We start from the raw sequence: 15,361 nt of genomic DNA on the forward strand, positions 1-15,361 counted from the left end.
CAGCATTGCGAGACAAACCCTTACCCCGATGGTGAATAAATTGATCTGAATCATGACTTTAAGCCTTCCGGCGAGAGGCCATGTATGTGCTGCATGGAGCCCATGAAAAGCACTCGCAACCATCGGCGCATTCCTTTCGGCGGTCGCTATCAGTGATTGCGTCCTGCCTCAGCCTGCCGCAACTGAGGTTGCAAGGTTGGCAGGGCAAACCCCGCCTTGGTTTAATGTGCCAAGCTGGGCGGGAAGAGCTGCATTGAGAAAGCCACCGCCGAGAGCGCGGCATCTGCATGCTGCCCAACGAAACGCAATCGACGAGTGGGCGCGGTTCTGAATCACGCCGGGTTTGGTGGAAGAAGCGGTCCCAGTTATTTGAACAACTTAACGCGATTGCTAAGCGAGATCGCCAGGGTCATGCGGCCTGCATTTTTGTAAATATCGATGCAAAAATCATGCCTTATCAGGAAGATGCTTGGTTGCGTGCCTGATCGGGCCTTTTTTTCTAGAACTGCAAGGGTTGTGCAATCCCACTGCGTGCGGCACATATGCGGCCATAAGCTGTTGAGACAGATTTTTTGCACGTGACATTAACTTCCCCTGTACCAGTCGAGTACCGCACATAGATACCGCCAACCACAGTCCCTAGTGCATGCTTGAGCCCGTAAGAGGTGAGCGACATGCAAGGCATTGAAGCGGTGCATCACTGCACTTTTTGGGGAGGCGGCGGTGCCTCGGCAGATATGAATGAGCTGCGTCTGACAGCTGAGTGGCATGCCATGGCTGCGCTATCCTGCTTTGCTCAGCGCAATGCTCTTCCTAGGGGGCAGAGCAATCTTGGCCTGCTGATCCTTCGATCCACCACAGGGGGCTGCGCCAAATACATCAGCAGCCCGCTCCTGCAGTAGCTCGTTTCCAATCAGCAATCGGGCCAGAATGCACGGCCTCCAATATCAGCTTGGTTTTGAATGCTAATTTGTATTTAAGCCGTGATTGGACGGTCATCGATTTCTCCAGCTTTGGCCTGCGCTGATGTCATTCTTACCGAAAGATCTTGCTCAGCTAATTGTTCAAAAAATAGAGCAATTTCTCTGCTTCGCTTGCTTGTTTGCTGCACTTTTAGCCATCAGCGTGGTGAAGAATGAGTCAAGCCATGCAATTCATTTGATAGCTGCTTGCTCTTTAAGTGCAATGAAATCATTGCTCTTGGCTTCTGAAAGTAAATAGCCAATTGCAAAAGCAGCTCCTGTTTTCAGAGCGCTAATGCATCTCGCAGTCTATGAGCGGGGATTGCTTGCTTTTACCCTTGCAGCGTTATGTGATTAGAAATCGTGACGATTGTTCTTTTAGGTAAATTGTCTGTAGGAGAAATTCGATATTTGGTAAAAGAGGTTCTATCTTCTTGTGTGCCTTGAATGTTGATCAAGATGCTTCATCACCTGCCCTATAGCTTTTCTGCTCGCCTTGATGCTTGGATACGGCACATGACGGCGGGAAAGCCTTGCGGATCGCAGCAAGTTGCTTATGAACTCGTGATCAGCAGCTGGATTAAGGCCAATGCGGATCTTGGCGCTTCGCCAGAGTTTTTGAGAGCGTTGAGCTGCCGCCGCTTTTGTGAGGAGCATGGCTGGCATGGGCTGAAGGCGGATGTAGCGTTCTGGGATCTGGATGAGGAGCAGTCCGTGCGGATTTATCTGCACCTCGATGGCTCCATCGTGGCGCAGCAGATGGATGCGCAGAATCTGCAGATTCTTTTTACACTGCCCAGCATGCATGTCCACCCGCAGGAGATTTCGTCGCAAGGCGTTTAGCCAACCAAAAAAATGCCCGCACAAGGCGGGCAAGTTTTGGGGGCCTCTCCATCTAGTCCTGCGGCGCGAAGTCAATGCGTTTGAATACTTGGCAAAGGACATGCTTGCGTCCCAAGCTCGCCTTTAATCGCATTTGCACTGGCGCTGATCAAATTGAACTGCGGACAGGTTGCCCCATGGGGCGCAGGCCGTTTTACTTACTGGCTCTGCATTCGGTAGAAAGCAGCGTTCTGTGAACTTTTTCTTTCATTGTCGCCGCTGCTGTTGTTGTTTCCTCCTTAAATTGTTTCGCTAGCCACCTCAGGGCGGTGAACAAGCACCGGGATATGGGTGTGTGTCAGCACACGCTGGGTTTCGCTGCCCAGCAAAATACCGCTGATGCCTTTTCGTCCGTGAGAGGCCATGCAAATCAGATCGCAATGGCGCTCTTGCGCTTGCTGAACAATGGTTTGATACACAGAGCTGCTGGCGATGCGGACAAATTCGCAGGGAACGCCTTCCGGCCTGGCAATCTGGTCTACAAACTGAAGCGCGGTGTCGGCTTTGCTGTTCATGCTGCGCTCAAATTCTGCGCTGTTATAGGTGAGTAAGGCATCTGCGCCATAGATGATGGCGCGGTAGTCGGGCATGACATAGAGGGCTGTGACCTTGGCATCATTCTCGCGGGCCAGATTGATGCCGGCGCGAATGGCCGCTTCAGACAGTTTGCTGCCATCTGTAGGAATGAGCAGGTGCTTGAACATGTTCAATCTCCTGATGCCGCAGGGTGGATGTTGTAGCTAATTTATTCTGATGTTTCTGGCGTTGCAATACGCGAACTGGGAATAAGGTCTCTAGCAGTGAGTCAGGAGTCGGACTCTGTAACGGCAAGGTTTTTATTCATGAAAAAGCGGGCAGTCTTTAGCTCACAAAAGTCCAGATGTCCCTGTGCAATGTGCTATCACCTTTAGTTTCAATCCTTACAGGCTACTGATAGGAATGATCTTTGGGTTTGAGCCCTTTTAGGGAGGCGAGCACCAGCCTTGATACGTCGTTACTTCGTCTTTTTGCAGGCTTGTCCTGCCTGCGACTGAATATCTCATCTCTACCGAAAATTTTCGATTTTCTGGGTGGTGATGCACCTCTTATTCGCTCTGAGCTGGCTGCACCCGGTTGAGAATTTCACCGGTGGCTTCGATCTCGAATTGCTTTTCATTGAGCCAGTTGATCTTCAAGTGATCAGTCGTCTCGAAGTACTTGGCGGACGGTCTCAAGGAGACGCCATGCGGGAGATCGATATCGTCAAAATCCTGATAAACCAGAATCAAACGCAGATTGCCGCTGGCATCTTTCGCCTGTATGTGCTCGGTGAGCTTGCGATTGGCACTCATTGCGACCCCTTCGTTGGCACGTGTATACGAATGTTTCCATTGGTATGAGGGGGCTGCAATACCCTGAACTGAGTATTTTGATAGGCCAGATTACACGTCGGAATGCGCATAAAAAGCGCTATACCGCTTTATTCATAGGCGCTGCAGCTATCAGATTTTAATTGCTCAATCGACGGGCTATTTACATTGGGTTGCCAGTGAATATGTTGCTGGCGCTGCGGTTTTGGGCTTGTGCTTCAGGCTTGCTGCACGTGCTCATTGAGGGCCATACGCTCCAGTGCGGCGCAGACATCGGCCATGCGACCGGAGATGAACATGCATTCGGGCTGCTTGCGGGGTTCGCGTTGCAGGATTTTCAGCTGACGCGTGGCTGCGGGGACTGCTTCAGCCGGTAGTGCCAGAAGCAGTTGGGCGCTGGCAGCGTTCGCTTTGGCTTTGTTGTTGACACGTGTGCTGGTGTTTCTGCGGCGCGAGCGGTTGGCGCGGATGACGGGGATGCTGGTGTGCGTCAGCTTGAAACCTTCGGGCTCGAAAGAGCTGGAGATGAACGGTGCGGGTTCTTCCGCGGTGTTGTGCGAGTCGCTGGAGAGTGTTTGGGTGCTGGCATTGAAGCTCAGACTTGCAGCGGGTGAGAAGGGCCGAATTTTAAGGCTCAGGCGGGTCAAAGACTGCAAAGATGCGGCGAATCCCATGTGGCAACTCCTCAATAGCCTTGCGGCAAAGATAAGGGCAGGATTGCGTTTTAAGCCAAAGCTCTGCCCAGGGCGAAGCAAGACTACTTCGCGCCTACCACCCAGGCTGGAGAGGGAAAGAAGTTCAGCGTGCAGTCATCAGATGACGGGTGCGCTGATAGCTAGCCTGTCGACTACATGAACATGCTGTTGCGGATCAGGCCTACGGCCAGGCCTTCGATCGCAAAGGGCTCTTCAGGATCCACATGAATCACCTTGTAGTCGGGGTTTTCTGGCAGCAGCTCAATGCCTTGGGGCGTACGCTTGAACCGTTTGACGGTGACATCGTCGCCGAGGCGCGCGACCACGATCTGGCCGTTGCGCGCTTCGTGAGTGGCTTGCACGGCCAGCAGGTCGCCGTCCATGATGCCCGCGTCGCGCATGGACATACCGCGCACCTTGAGCAGGTAGTCGGGCTTGGCGGCGAACAGGCTGGGTTCCACCGAATAGCTCTGATCGATATGTTCCTGAGCCAGAATAGGTGAACCCGCCGCCACGCGGCCGACCAGAGGCAATATCAGCTGCGCCATGCTGGAGAGCGGCAGCGCAAAGCTGTTTCCGCGCGCTGCATTGATGTTGCGCACGGTATCAGCCCGCAGACGAATGCCGCGTGAGGTGCCGCTGACCAGATCAATCACGCCCTTGCGTGCCAGCGCCTGCAGATGTTCTTCGGCGGCGTTGGCGGATTTGAAGCCGAAGCTGCTGGCAATCTCGGCCCGGGTAGGGGGCGCGCCGGTGCGGGCGATGCTGGACTGGATGAGGTCCAGAATCTGCTGCTGGCGGGGAGTGAGCTTGGGGTGATCTAGCATGTCTGGCTTCCGGTCATTCACTAGGCTGTGCCTAGTGAGATTTTTAGTCTGTGTGTTTATACAGTAGCTGTATTTTTAACCAGTTTTTTATGGAGAGCAAGTGGCGCAAAAAAAGATTGTGATTTTGGGCACAGGCGGCACGATTGCGGGGCAGGCTCAGAGTCGTACGCAGGGTGTGGGCTACAAAGCGGGCCAGCTCAGTGTCGAGAGCTTGCTGGATGCTGTGCCGGATTTGCCACAGCTGGCCGCAGGCCGCACAGGCGCAGTGCTGGATGCCGTGCAAATTGCCAAGATCGACAGCAAGGATATGGACTGGCCGGTCTGGCGCAGCCTGCTGCAGGCCGTGAAGGCGGGGCTGGAGGAGGCTGCCACACAGGCGCTGGTGATTACGCATGGCACGGATACGCTGGAAGAGAGCGCTTGGCTGCTTCAGGCGGTTCTGCAGCCTCAAAAGGCAGTGGTGCTGACCTGCGCCATGCGGCCTGCCACATCGCTGCAGGCGGACGGCCCGCAGAACTTGCGCGATGCCGTGGCGGTGGCTACAGGGGATGTGCCCGGCGTGTGGGTGGTGGCTGCAGGCGAGGTGCATGCGGCGCGCGAGGCGCTCAAGGTGCACCCCTACCGTTTGAATGCGCTGCGTTCATACGAGGGCGGTCCATGCGCCTATGTAGAGGAAGGCTGTGTGCGTTGGCTGAGGCATTCTGCGGTGCAGTACTTGGGCTGGAATGCGGCGCGGCTTGAGCAGTTGCTGGCTTGCGAAGAGCTGCCTTGGGTGGAGATTGTGCAGTCCGGCGCCTTGCAAAGCGCGCGTGCTGTGCACGCCTTGGTGGCGGCAGGCGTGCAGGGGCTGATAGTCGCCGGTACGGGTAACGGCACGATTCACCAGGCCATGGAACAGGCGCTGCTGCAAGCAAGTGAGCAGGGCGTGTGCGTCTGGTGCACCACGCGTTGCCTGGAGGGCCAACTGGTCGGGTTACCGGCGGGGCAGGGCATCCCTGTGGCGCAGGCTGGCGGTGATGAGGAGATTGCAGCCCATGTCATCAAGGCAGAGACTGCAGGCGGTCTTGATGCCGTGCTGCTGCCGCCCAGCAAGGCGCGTATTGCAATGATGCTGTATCTGGCTTGCTCTTGAATGAATAGCTGTCAATGCTTTTTGTATAAGCGCTGGAAAGCAAAAAAGCACCTGAAAAGGTGCTTTTTTGTGGGTGGCCAGAATCGGCTTATTGGGCCAGAGCTGCGAAGGCGCGCTCGGTGATCTCTTCCACGGTGCCAGTGCCGCTGATGGCGCGGTACTTGGGTGCAGCTTCAGCGTCGGCTTTGGCCCAGTTGCTGTAGTAGTCCACCAGAGGGCGGGTCTGGTTGCTGTAGACCTCCAGGCGCTTCTTGACGGTTTCTTCTTTGTCGTCTTCGCGCTGCACCAGGTCTTCACCGGTCACGTCGTCCTTGCCTTCCACCTTGGGTGGGTTGAACTTGACGTGGTAGGTGCGGCCCGAGGCAGGGTGGCTGCGGCGGCCGCTCATGCGCTCGATGATGGCTTCAAAGGGAACGTCGATTTCCAGCACGTAGTCCAGCTTCACGCCAGCAGCCTTCATGGCATCGGCCTGAGGAATGGTGCGGGGGAAGCCATCAAACAGGAAACCCTTGGCGCAGTCTTCTTGGGCAATACGCTCCTTGACCAGGTTGATGATCAGATCGTCGCTGACCAGCTGACCTGCATCCATCACTGCCTTGGCTTCCAGTCCCAGAGGAGTGCCGGCCTTGACAGCAGCACGCAGCATGTCGCCAGTGGAGATTTGAGGGATACCGTACTTTTGGCAAATGAAGGCCGCCTGAGTGCCTTTGCCGGCGCCGGGAGCACCCAACAAAATCAGTTTCATGGAAATCCTTGAGGAGAGTAAAAATTCTTGGCTAGCCCAAGCAGACGGGTGGACGTCTGTAGTCCCTGAGCTGTATTTTTTCGCGGGCAAGGATAGCATGCACAAGACCAACGGAGGCTTACATCTCACAGTCAAGACTGTCGCCAATGCAGCCTATCCAAGGCATGTATCCGCTGTCAACGCGATAGTTATAGTTGTAAGGCAGGTGTGCTTGTGGCCACATGCGCTGTTTGGACTAGATGGAAAGTATAGCTAGCAGCGCTTGCCACGACTGGGGTTGGGCTCTTTTTGAGGTCTAACTGTGCAGCTCAGGCACTTATCCAGTCACACGAGAAAGAAGGCGAGGAACGCCTGCGACACCATGGCGCGCAGGCGTTTTCTTAATTTGCAAACACAGCGCGCACTCGCTCTAGATCTTCGGGCGTGTCTACACCGGCGCCGGGTGCATCGGGCGTGATGTGCACGGCAATGCGGTGGCCATGCCACAGGGCGCGCAGTTGCTCCAGCTGCTCCATCGCCTCGGTCGGTGCGGGTAAGAGCTGCGGGAATTCGCGCAGAAAACCGGCCTTGTAGCTGTAGATGCCGATGTGGCGCAGCGGCGTAAAGCCAGCATGGCCAGCCTTGGGCGCAGCTGTGTCCCACCAGGCCTCATCGGCATGGTCGCGCGAGAAGGGGATGGGGGCGCGGCTGAAGTAACTGGCCAGACCCTTGGCGTCGCAGACCACCTTCACCACGTTCGGGTTGCGGTAGTCGCTCAGGCTGCCGATAGGGTGAGCGGCGGTGCCCATGCTGGCTTCGGGGCGGGTCCGCAGCAACTTTGCGACGGCGTCGATCAGGGCGGGGTCAATCAGGGGCTCATCGCCCTGTACATTGACCACCACATCGTCGCCAGTCAGGCCTAACAGTACGCAGGCCTCGGCCAGGCGATCGCTGCCGCTGGGGTGGTCTTTGCGGGTGAGTATGGCTTCAATGCCGTGCTGGGCGCAGGCGGCAACAATGCTTTCATCGTCAGCCGCCACCACGCAGCGCAGGGCTCCGGCCAGCGCTGCGCGCTGGGCCACGCGCACCACCATGGGCAGACCCGCAATATCGGCCAGCGGCTTGCCGGGCAGGCGGGTGGAGGCCAGGCGGGCAGGAATCAGTACCGTGTAGCTCATGGCTTAGTACTGGCTATCGTCCAGCTCGTCGTCACTCAGCGTGCGGGCTTCGTTTTCCAGCAAGACGGGAATGCCGTCACGCACGGGGTAGGCCAGGCGCGCGCTGTGGCTGATCAGCTCTTGGTGCTCGCGGTCAAAGCGCAGCGGGCCTTTGGTGACGGGGCAGACGAGCAGTTCAAGAAGTTTGGCGTCCATGGGGGAATTCCTGCAAAACGAGATGAGGGCGTCAGCACAGGGCTGGCGCGACAGAGAGGGTAATCAATGGGGGTCAATGATAGTCAGGCTGCGTCGCCCTGATGGTGAATATGGGCGCTGGCGGCTGCAAGTTCGGCGTCCAGCAAGTCCCAGAAGGCCTGCGGCAGCTGCAATTGCAGTGGAACGGCCCATGCATCAGGGTGGTTGCGCCAGAGCTTGACGGCATCTTTTTCGGTGCAAATCAGTGGAAAGCGCTTATCCAGCTTTCGCGAAAAGCTCTCAAAATCATAGTGATCTGGCAATGCCTGCGTTGCGGCGGGTGCAAGGCCCTTGTCCGCCAGCATGGAAAAAAAAGATTCGGGGCGGGCCACGGCGGCCACGGCTTCTGCCTGCTGGCCGGCCAACTCGCTCAACTGAATACTCTGCCCATGGCCGTTGAGGGCCATATCCGCCAGGCTGCGCTGCAGGGCAAAAACCGGTGATGAACCTTGCGGTTGGGGCGGCTGGCCCGCGTAGAGTGCAGCAGTGACCGGCCGCGGCCAGGGCTCGCGCAGCGGGCCTGCAGGCAGTAAAAATCCGTTACCCACGCCTTCGTCGTTGAAAACGCACAACTCGACATCGCGTGCCAGTGCCAGGTGCTGCAAGCCGTCATCACTCACGATGACATTGACCTGTGGATACTTCTGGCGCAGCGCACGCGCCGCTTCAATGCGCTTGCTGGCCACAAAGACCGGCACGCCTGTGCTGCGGGCCAGCAGTGCTGGCTCGTCCCCCACCTCGCTGGCGAGACTGTCCGGCAACGCTTCGCGGCAGTCCAGCTCTTCCTGCACCTTGCGGCCATAGCCGCGCGAGATGATGCCGGGCTGCCAGTCATGGGCCTTGAGGTATGCCACCACGGCCTGAGTCACCGGCGTTTTTCCTGCCCCGCCTGCAATCACATTGCCGACCACGATGACAGGAACGCCTGCGCTTTGCTGTTGGCGGCGCATGCGCTGCGCATTCCAGCTTTGCAAGGCTCCGTAAAGCTGTGACACAGGCCAAAGCAGCCAGGCACTCGCCCCCCGCTGACGCCAGATGGCGCGCAAACCGTGTTGACTGGAGGAGGCGGGGGGAGAGGGGCTAGAGGGGCTAGGCATGGCTGCTCGAATCATAAGAGCAAGGTGGGCTCCTAATCAGGCGTGGCGTTGGTGAATGCCGGAGAAAAGGCGCTGGCAATAAAAATGCCCGCTAAAAAGCAGGCATTTTTAAAGTGAGAGGGTATTTGCGTCTAAGCGCTGTTTATCGAGGGGCTGGCTTCACCATCTCAATATGAGGGATGCCATCTTCATCGTAGATATCTCCAACAGGCTGAAACCTCAGCGAGCCATAAAAACCCTGCAAATGGGCCTGCGCACCAATGCGAATGCTTTGTCCGGGGAATTTTTCCTCGGTGAACGCTATGGCCTTCGCCACCAGCGTGTGTCCTATCTTGAGATTGCGAAACTTTGCAGTCGTCATCACGCGCCCGATGGAGGGCTCTGCAAACTTCAGGCCCGGCTCAACGACTCGGGCATAGGCGGCGAGTTCGCCATTCAGCGATACGCGCAGATGCCATGAGTGGGGGTCCAGGCCATCAGCCTCTTGATAAGCGCACGTTTGCTCAACGATAAAGACAGCTTCCCGGGCCTTGATGACTTCATACATCTCCAGAGCCGTGAAGTCTTCAAGCCGATTCCATTTGAACTGCAAGTCCATGTGCTTCTTTCGTGTTTCCGATGCTGAATGCTGAATGCTGAATGCTGTTGTGCACTAGATCATCGCCGTTGTTGGCGGTAAGAATAAAAAACGCGCGATCAAGCGGGATTTTTTTGTTTTTTGTGTCAGCGTTCGGAAAAATAACTCGCTCAACAGATGATTTTCTTGTGCCTGCACGCGGCAATGCAGGCGCAGGGGGCATCCTGAAGCCTCCATCTTCATGCATATCTATGTCGGTGTTGCTGCATGAAGAGATAGGCCGAGGATGTCTACCTGCCTAGGGCAGTCCACCCGCGGGATTCTCTGGGCAAGGCTGAGATGCCGTTTACCGCCACCAAGCGATTGGTTAATGACCGCTCGCGTATGTCGCAGCTGATTGATGGGCGCTGGAAAGTGGTGTCTGAATACACCCAGTAAGCGAGCAAACCCCCTATGGCTCAAAAATGTCCGGGGCTTCAAGTTTTAGACCTGTTTCGCGTTCGTTCTGGCAACCCACAGATGCTGAGCCCACATGCCTGCGAGCATGGCTGAGACAAACAGCCAGACCTGCGGGGTGAGTGTGGACAGGTTCATGATCGCAGGGCCGGGGCAGAAACCAGCCATACCCCAGCCAATCCCAAACAAAGCCGAGCCGGTGAGTAGCTGGCGGTCAATAACGGTGCTGGCGGGCAGCTGCATGGCATCGCCCAGTAGGGCGGTTTTGCGACGTTTGGCCCAGCGAAAAGCGATCAGGCCCACTGCAATGGCGCCGCCCATGACGAGGGCGAGTGATGGATCCCATTGACCGAAGAAGTCCAGAAAATTCTGCACCTTTGCGGGATTGCCCATGCCTGAAAGAATCAGGCCTAGACCAAAAACAAGACCGGAGAGCAGGGCAGCGATATTGGTAATCATGGTGACTCCTGCGGGCTTAACCGAAGACGTGGCGCATCACAAAAACGGTGACGGCTCCCATGGCGATAAAAGTGAGGGTGGCGGCGAGTGATCGCACGGAAAGGCGCGAGAGGCCGCAGACACCATGACCGCTGGTGCAACCCGAGCCCATGCGCGTGCCAAAGCCCACCAGCAGACCGGCGACGATGATGACGAGGGGGTCAGATGGTATCTCCATCGCAGGCAGCGGCGCGAACCACTGCCACACCAAGGGCGCGGCGATTAGGCCCGCAATGAAGGCTAAGCGCCAGGCCCATTGTTTGACGGCTGACCAGGTCGGCATTTGTAGCAAAGCACCAGTGATGCCGCTGATGCCGGCGACACGGCCCAGCAGTGCAATCAGCAGGGCGGCAGACAGGCCGATCAGTAGCCCGCCAGCGAGCGATGCCCAGGGTGTGAACTCATTCCACAAGATACTCATGCGACTTCTCCTTGTTGGCAGAACAGCTGATGCACGGCCTGCATGAGCTGCAGAGCGCGGTTGTCGGCCAACTGGTACCAGATGAACTTGCCTTCGCGGCGGGTTGTGACCAGACCTTCGCGGCGCAAAATGCCCAGTTGCTGGGACAGGGTGGGTTGCGATACCCCGGTCAGTTGCTCCAGCTCGCCCACTGTTCGCTCTTGTTGTGAGAGCTGGCACAGCAGCAGCAGCCGGTCTTCGTTGCCCAGAAGCTTGAGCATGGCCACGGCTTCGCCAGCGTGGGCACGCATGGCTTGAAGGTCAAGCGCAGCTTGCGGTTCGTCTAGTGGTTGTGCGGTCATGGTCTCGCTTTTCGAAATATATTTATATATTATATAAAAAAGTAAATTAATTAAGGTGTTGGTCGAGACACCCCCTCTTTCAGGAGTTGCCATGTTAGCCAGTGCGATGCATATCGAGCCGTTTTTTGATGCCGCTACGGGCACTGTGAGCTATGTGCTTGCCGATACGGTCAGCGGTCAAGCGGCAGTGATCGACCCGGTGCTGGACTTTGACCCCAAGTCCGGCACTTTGAGCAGTTGCTCTGCCGACGAACTGATCGCCTATGTGCGCAGCCAAGGCTGGCAACTACAGTGGATTCTGGAAACCCATGCCCATGCGGATCACCTCTCAGCGGCCCAGCATATTCGTCATCACTTGGGTGGCAAAGTAGCGATTGGCACGCATATTCGAGCCGTGCAGCATGTATTCAGAAAGATCTTCCACTTTGAATCAAGCTTTTTGCCCGACGGCAGCCAGTTTGATCATCTGGTGGAAGATGGCGAGCGCCTGATGCTGGGCCAGCTGGAGTTGCAGGCCATGCATGTGCCCGGTCATACACCGGCGGATATGGCTTATTTGGTGGAAGGTGCCGTGTTTGTGGGCGATACCCTGTTCATGCCTGATGTCGGCACGGCGCGCGCCGACTTTCCCGGCGGCAATGCGGCCACGCTTTATCAGTCCATGCAGCGCATTCTGTCGCTGCCCAGGAAGACGCGCATTTTTGTCTGCCACGACTACCCGCCCTCAGGCCGCGCGCCCGCATGGCAGACCACGGTGCAAGCGCAGCGCGAGGGCAATATTCATGTCTGCGATGGCGTGAGTGAAGCTGATTTTGTGCAGATGCGCACTGCACGCGACGCCACGCTGGATATGCCCACGCTGCTGCTGCCCGCAGTGCAGGTCAACGTGCGCGCCGGCAAACTGCCACCAGCGCAGGATGATGGGCGCACTTATGTGCAGCTGCCCATCAATGCATTTGCGAAAAATGCGCCGGTGCCAGATGGTGTCTGGCAGTAGAAAATCAGTGCAGGTGGTACAGACTTTATGGCTGAAGAAGAGGCTCTACATTTCTTTTAACGTGAGGTTGCCTTTGGGCTCGCTGCTGCTGGAGTCGCTGTCAGATCATTGAGTTTGAGTTGCAGGCGGGCCATATGTTCGGCATAGACCAGAGCTTCTTGTGTAGGAAGTGGCTTGCCGACCCGTTGTGAATAGATCTGCAGTGCGCCTCTGACGACCTCAACATCATTGCTGTCTGCATACCAAGCCCAGTCGGCAAGGTGAGACGCAAGCTGGGGATTACTGCTGGCCAAAGTCGTTGCTCGCTTGATGATCTGCCTGGGACCACCTGCGAGGCTGGCCAGTTCTTGTGCCTCGTTGTGCAATGGCGCTGGGCTCCAGTGTCAAGGGATATCGTCCCACCAGCCGCTGTATTCGCTGACCACCATGCGACCGATATCACGGACAGAGACATATAGTTCCCGCGTATCCGGGCGTGAAGCCAGCTCTGCGGGCAGAGCCACTTTGTCGATCACGAGATCGCGCCGTTGGCCGCTGTTTAGGCCCTTCACGACCTGGGTCGAGATGGACTCCGGTATTTTCGCCTGCGCAGGCAATCTGTCCTGAATCTCTTCGGGTTGGCTGATGGCCGGGCCGTGGGCAGGAAGCAAGAGCAGAGGCTTTAACGATGCCATTTCCCTAAGCGCCTGAGCCCATTCTTCAGGATAGCGCTGGCGCCGCTTTCCGTTGCCGGCATTGGGCAGGAAACCCTGGAAGTAATCGGCACTGGCAACAATTTGGCGACTTGGTACGGATACCCAGATTTGGTCTTCGGTTTCACCTCGGGCGTGGGTCAACACAAAGTCTTCTTTGCCAATTCTGAGCGTGGTCTTTCCATGAAAAGTCGTAGTGGGGCGAATTGCGTTGTCCCAGTTGCTCGGAACGTCGGCCACGCTTTGCTGGTTGTTGCGCGCGATCAGGCCGTTGCTGCGCATGTCCAGTTCCATCTGAGTGATAAAACGCTGCTCTGCAATGATCTGGGGCTTTTGATCCAGCAGTGTCCATGCACCGAATGCATGGTCCGCATGAAAGTGCGTGAAGATCACCGTGTGCACGGGCTTGCTGCTGATTTTTTTCAGTGCCTCAGCAAGTCCCGGGCCTGCAGGTGCGTATCCGCTGTCTACGAGTACCAATCCTTCATCGGTTTCAAACACGACCACATTCACGATCGGGAAACGCAGCAGCCAGGTACGGGGCGCCACGGGTTCAATTCTGAGCTTGGCGCGAGCGTCGGCGATGGCCGCTTGGTTGGTGCGGCTGTACATGCTGTTGGCAACGGCGTAAGACAGCTCGGAGCCAAAGCCACCGCCTTCTTTGATGGATTGGGCCATCTGTGGGTTGGCCTTGAAGACCTGTGCACGTGCCGCAGCTACCGCTGGATTATTGATGCCAAAGTCACCCCGCTCGTCTTGATCGTGGGCATTGGCGGTGCTTGTGTATAACTGGCTCAGCGTCAGAGCAACCGCTAGGGTGTGTCGGAAAAATGGAGAACATTTCTTCATGAGCTGTCTCACTGAGCTAAAGGCTTGATTAACTCAATTGCTTCCATCGTCCATGCAGGGTCCAGAACCTCGGGCCAGGGCTGGTAGGCGCGGGCCATCAGGTAGAACAGATTTTTTTCTGGCGTGGGCAACCAGTTGGCGCGTTTTTCCGGGCCTGGGTCAGTGGGCTGCAACCAGATGTCCAGACTGCCGTCGGCATTGCGTTTCATATCCTTGGTGCGGTCGCCGATGGAGTAGCGGTTGATGGGGTTGTCCACCATGTACTGACCGCCTGTCACAAACTCATAGAGCGAGATGGACCAGAAAGCATCCGTGGGCAGGTGACCCTGTGACAGGTGCAGACGGTAGCTCTGGCCCTTGCCCAGTGGCTGGTTGCCGCCATCCACACTGGCGGCAAAGTAGGTGGCTTCTGCAGCCTCCAGTCCCAGAATTCCACCGGACATGGCTGCTGACTGTGCTCGCATGGTGTAGTTGCTGCCAAAGCCATCGGGCAGGCGGTAAGGGGTCCAGCCGTTGCGGCGATTGGGGTCTGCGGTCTTGCGGTCGGCGTTCAGGCGGTTTTTGAGTTCGTTCTTCTCGATCTCGGGGGCCAGGGCCAGCCAGCGCTGCTGAACGGTGTCTGGCAGTTTGTCCCAGCTGCAGTCTGCACCGCAAATGCCTACGTGGGCAAAGCGCTGCAGCAGCCTTTGCTCTGTGCCGGGTGGCGGGTTGCGCACCAGAGCTTCATTGACGACATCGACAAACCGGCTCCAGTTTTGGGGCTGCGGCTTGATGCGCGGGCTGTCTTCAGTGGCCTGGATGACGGGTTGGATGCGGAAACCATCTTGAACCGCATGGGCGGCTTTGAGGTCGTCTTCGCCGGTGACGAGCACGCGCAGGTTCAGATACACATCACGCGTGGGTGCCCGAATGATCTGATCCACTTTGGGCATTTCTCCCTTCCAGTGCGGGCCCACGAGGGCGACCTTGCGCGCTGATGTGCCGCCAATGCGCCGACCCACATAGGAGAAAGTGTTGAGGTCTGCGCCAATCATGGCGATGACGTAATACCGGCCATGGGTCTCGGGCAGAGACAGTACAAGAGGCGAGTGACCCAAGTCCAGCCAGTTGGTGGAGTAAAAGGTGTCGCGTATCGGGCCATTGGCCCAGCGGTCTTTGGGTGTGGCCAGATGGCGCGCGTGGCGAAAGTGATTGAGCGTGGTTGCCGTGGCAGAGTCTTTGACCTCCAGGGCTTCATGGCGCATTTTCATGAATTCCTGATACGGGTAGGCGTAGAGCATGGCCTCGCGAATCAGGCTGTCCAGTGCGGGGCCTTCGGCTGGCGCAGCATCCTGTGCATGGGCGCTGCCAAGGCAAAGACACAATGCAGCGGCGGCCAGGGCGCGCAGCCCGGGCAGGTTTATCTTTGGCATGGGGATGTGTTTTTGAGGGAGAGGTGCCACCGGGCTTG

Annotated in this window: 20 protein-coding genes; 4 read left to right on the plus strand and 16 right to left on the minus strand. The window is 57.2% G+C overall.

Features of this window, described 5'->3' with window-relative positions; translation table 11 throughout:
- The first annotated feature begins 287 nt into the window (after positions 1 to 287).
- Positions 288 to 485, plus strand: coding sequence for a hypothetical protein (locus HF327_RS03880; RefSeq protein WP_169107000.1), 198 nt, complete (start codon positions 288 to 290; stop codon positions 483 to 485).
- A gap of 993 nt (positions 486 to 1,478) precedes the next feature.
- Entirely contained in the window at positions 1,479 to 1,805 is a 327-nt protein-coding gene (locus HF327_RS03885) for a hypothetical protein (RefSeq protein ID WP_236024037.1), read from the plus strand.
- Positions 1,806 to 2,083: 278 nt separating this feature from the next.
- On the opposite strand, the gene HF327_RS03890 is transcribed toward HF327_RS03885, so the two are convergent.
- The 4 genes from HF327_RS03890 to lexA form a co-directional block, all read right to left on the minus strand.
- Complete coding sequence (locus HF327_RS03890) at positions 2,084 to 2,548, minus strand: universal stress protein (RefSeq protein ID WP_169107002.1); 465 nt, start codon at positions 2,546 to 2,548, stop codon at positions 2,084 to 2,086.
- 381 nt (positions 2,549 to 2,929) lie between these two features.
- On the minus strand, positions 2,930 to 3,175 hold the full coding sequence (locus tag HF327_RS03895; RefSeq protein ID WP_169107003.1) for a hypothetical protein: 246 nt from the start codon (positions 3,173 to 3,175) through the stop codon (positions 2,930 to 2,932).
- A 236-nt stretch (positions 3,176 to 3,411) separates the two neighbouring features.
- Entirely contained in the window at positions 3,412 to 3,867 is a 456-nt protein-coding gene (locus tag HF327_RS03900; protein WP_169107004.1) for a hypothetical protein, read from the minus strand.
- Positions 3,868 to 4,040: 173 nt separating this feature from the next.
- The gene (gene lexA, locus HF327_RS03905) at positions 4,041 to 4,715 is read right to left on the minus strand and encodes a transcriptional repressor LexA (RefSeq protein WP_169107005.1); all 675 of its coding nucleotides are present in this window, start codon (positions 4,713 to 4,715) and stop codon (positions 4,041 to 4,043) included.
- A gap of 100 nt (positions 4,716 to 4,815) precedes the next feature.
- Here lexA and HF327_RS03910 point away from each other — a divergent pair, with 100 nt between their 5' ends.
- Positions 4,816 to 5,847: an asparaginase gene (locus tag HF327_RS03910; protein WP_169107006.1), complete on the plus strand. Its 1,032-nt coding sequence runs from the start codon at positions 4,816 to 4,818 to the stop codon at positions 5,845 to 5,847.
- Between the two features lie 88 nt (positions 5,848 to 5,935).
- Here HF327_RS03910 and adk read toward each other — a convergent pair whose 3' ends face one another.
- The 9 genes from adk to HF327_RS03955 form a co-directional block, all read right to left on the minus strand.
- Entirely contained in the window at positions 5,936 to 6,592 is a 657-nt protein-coding gene (gene adk, locus HF327_RS03915) for an adenylate kinase (protein WP_099737180.1), read from the minus strand.
- A 380-nt stretch (positions 6,593 to 6,972) separates the two neighbouring features.
- Positions 6,973 to 7,749, minus strand: a complete 777-nt coding sequence (gene kdsB / locus HF327_RS03920; RefSeq protein WP_169107007.1) for a 3-deoxy-manno-octulosonate cytidylyltransferase — start codon at positions 7,747 to 7,749, stop codon at positions 6,973 to 6,975.
- A gap of 3 nt (positions 7,750 to 7,752) precedes the next feature.
- Positions 7,753 to 7,944: a Trm112 family protein gene (locus HF327_RS03925; protein ID WP_099737177.1), complete on the minus strand. Its 192-nt coding sequence runs from the start codon at positions 7,942 to 7,944 to the stop codon at positions 7,753 to 7,755.
- Positions 7,945 to 8,027: 83 nt separating this feature from the next.
- Complete coding sequence (gene lpxK, locus HF327_RS03930; RefSeq protein WP_169107008.1) at positions 8,028 to 9,080, minus strand: tetraacyldisaccharide 4'-kinase; 1,053 nt, start codon at positions 9,078 to 9,080, stop codon at positions 8,028 to 8,030.
- Positions 9,081 to 9,222: 142 nt separating this feature from the next.
- A complete protein-coding gene (locus tag HF327_RS03935; RefSeq protein WP_169107009.1) occupies positions 9,223 to 9,678 on the minus strand; it encodes a GNAT family N-acetyltransferase in 456 nt (151 codons plus the stop codon).
- Entirely contained in the window at positions 9,647 to 9,880 is a 234-nt protein-coding gene (locus tag HF327_RS03940) for a hypothetical protein (RefSeq protein WP_169107010.1), read from the minus strand. Before HF327_RS03940 ends, HF327_RS03935 begins: the two co-directional genes overlap by 32 nt.
- A 260-nt stretch (positions 9,881 to 10,140) precedes the next feature.
- Positions 10,141 to 10,572 (minus strand): YeeE/YedE family protein, encoded by a 432-nt coding sequence (locus HF327_RS03945; protein WP_169107011.1) that lies wholly within the window; start codon positions 10,570 to 10,572, stop codon positions 10,141 to 10,143.
- Between the two features lie 16 nt (positions 10,573 to 10,588).
- A complete protein-coding gene (locus HF327_RS03950) occupies positions 10,589 to 11,032 on the minus strand; it encodes a YeeE/YedE family protein (RefSeq protein ID WP_169107012.1) in 444 nt (147 codons plus the stop codon).
- On the minus strand, positions 11,029 to 11,373 hold the full coding sequence (locus HF327_RS03955) for an ArsR/SmtB family transcription factor (protein ID WP_169107013.1): 345 nt from the start codon (positions 11,371 to 11,373) through the stop codon (positions 11,029 to 11,031). Before HF327_RS03955 ends, HF327_RS03950 begins: the two co-directional genes overlap by 4 nt.
- Positions 11,374 to 11,464: 91 nt before the next feature.
- Here HF327_RS03955 and HF327_RS03960 point away from each other — a divergent pair, with 91 nt between their 5' ends.
- On the plus strand, positions 11,465 to 12,370 hold the full coding sequence (locus HF327_RS03960) for an MBL fold metallo-hydrolase (RefSeq protein WP_169107014.1): 906 nt from the start codon (positions 11,465 to 11,467) through the stop codon (positions 12,368 to 12,370).
- A 56-nt stretch (positions 12,371 to 12,426) separates the two neighbouring features.
- On the opposite strand, the gene HF327_RS21940 is transcribed toward HF327_RS03960, so the two are convergent.
- From HF327_RS21940 to HF327_RS03970, 3 genes are read right to left on the minus strand one after another with little or no spacing between them, the layout of a single operon-like run.
- Positions 12,427 to 12,735 (minus strand): hypothetical protein, encoded by a 309-nt coding sequence (locus HF327_RS21940; RefSeq protein WP_236024038.1) that lies wholly within the window; start codon positions 12,733 to 12,735, stop codon positions 12,427 to 12,429.
- Between the two features lie 18 nt (positions 12,736 to 12,753).
- Positions 12,754 to 13,911: an MBL fold metallo-hydrolase gene (locus HF327_RS03965; protein ID WP_236024039.1), complete on the minus strand. Its 1,158-nt coding sequence runs from the start codon at positions 13,909 to 13,911 to the stop codon at positions 12,754 to 12,756.
- An 8-nt stretch (positions 13,912 to 13,919) separates the two neighbouring features.
- Complete coding sequence (locus HF327_RS03970; protein ID WP_169107015.1) at positions 13,920 to 15,323, minus strand: DUF1254 domain-containing protein; 1,404 nt, start codon at positions 15,321 to 15,323, stop codon at positions 13,920 to 13,922.
- Positions 15,324 to 15,361: the final 38 nt, after the last annotated feature.

It is taken from the genome of Comamonas suwonensis, from assembly GCF_012844455.2.
GTDB classification, from domain to species: domain Bacteria; phylum Pseudomonadota; class Gammaproteobacteria; order Burkholderiales; family Burkholderiaceae_C; genus Comamonas; species Comamonas suwonensis.

Excerpts from the sequence above, each read along its gene's own strand:
- HF327_RS03925 (WP_099737177.1), bottom strand. The coding sequence starts at position 7,944 with ATGGACGCCAAACTTCTTGAACTGCTCGTCTGCCCCGTCACCAAAGGC.
- lpxK (WP_169107008.1), bottom strand. The coding sequence starts at position 9,080 with ATGCCTAGCCCCTCTAGCCCCTCTCCCCCCGCCTCCTCCAGTCAACAC.
- adk (WP_099737180.1), bottom strand. The coding sequence starts at position 6,592 with ATGAAACTGATTTTGTTGGGTGCTCCCGGCGCCGGCAAAGGCACTCAG.
- HF327_RS03890 (WP_169107002.1), bottom strand. The coding sequence starts at position 2,548 with ATGTTCAAGCACCTGCTCATTCCTACAGATGGCAGCAAACTGTCTGAA.
- HF327_RS03880 (WP_169107000.1), top strand. The coding sequence starts at position 288 with ATGCTGCCCAACGAAACGCAATCGACGAGTGGGCGCGGTTCTGAATCA.
- HF327_RS03940 (WP_169107010.1), bottom strand. The coding sequence starts at position 9,880 with ATGCCCCCTGCGCCTGCATTGCCGCGTGCAGGCACAAGAAAATCATCT.
- HF327_RS03970 (WP_169107015.1), bottom strand. The coding sequence starts at position 15,323 with ATGCCAAAGATAAACCTGCCCGGGCTGCGCGCCCTGGCCGCCGCTGCA.
- HF327_RS03885 (WP_236024037.1), top strand. The coding sequence starts at position 1,479 with ATGACGGCGGGAAAGCCTTGCGGATCGCAGCAAGTTGCTTATGAACTC.
- HF327_RS03960 (WP_169107014.1), top strand. The coding sequence starts at position 11,465 with ATGTTAGCCAGTGCGATGCATATCGAGCCGTTTTTTGATGCCGCTACG.
- HF327_RS03955 (WP_169107013.1), bottom strand. The coding sequence starts at position 11,373 with ATGACCGCACAACCACTAGACGAACCGCAAGCTGCGCTTGACCTTCAA.
- HF327_RS03895 (WP_169107003.1), bottom strand. The coding sequence starts at position 3,175 with ATGAGTGCCAATCGCAAGCTCACCGAGCACATACAGGCGAAAGATGCC.
- HF327_RS03965 (WP_236024039.1), bottom strand. The coding sequence starts at position 13,911 with ATGAAGAAATGTTCTCCATTTTTCCGACACACCCTAGCGGTTGCTCTG.
- HF327_RS03950 (WP_169107012.1), bottom strand. The coding sequence starts at position 11,032 with ATGAGTATCTTGTGGAATGAGTTCACACCCTGGGCATCGCTCGCTGGC.
- HF327_RS03945 (WP_169107011.1), bottom strand. The coding sequence starts at position 10,572 with ATGATTACCAATATCGCTGCCCTGCTCTCCGGTCTTGTTTTTGGTCTA.
- lexA (WP_169107005.1), bottom strand. The coding sequence starts at position 4,715 with ATGCTAGATCACCCCAAGCTCACTCCCCGCCAGCAGCAGATTCTGGAC.
- HF327_RS03935 (WP_169107009.1), bottom strand. The coding sequence starts at position 9,678 with ATGGACTTGCAGTTCAAATGGAATCGGCTTGAAGACTTCACGGCTCTG.
- HF327_RS03900 (WP_169107004.1), bottom strand. The coding sequence starts at position 3,867 with ATGGGATTCGCCGCATCTTTGCAGTCTTTGACCCGCCTGAGCCTTAAA.
- kdsB (WP_169107007.1), bottom strand. The coding sequence starts at position 7,749 with ATGAGCTACACGGTACTGATTCCTGCCCGCCTGGCCTCCACCCGCCTG.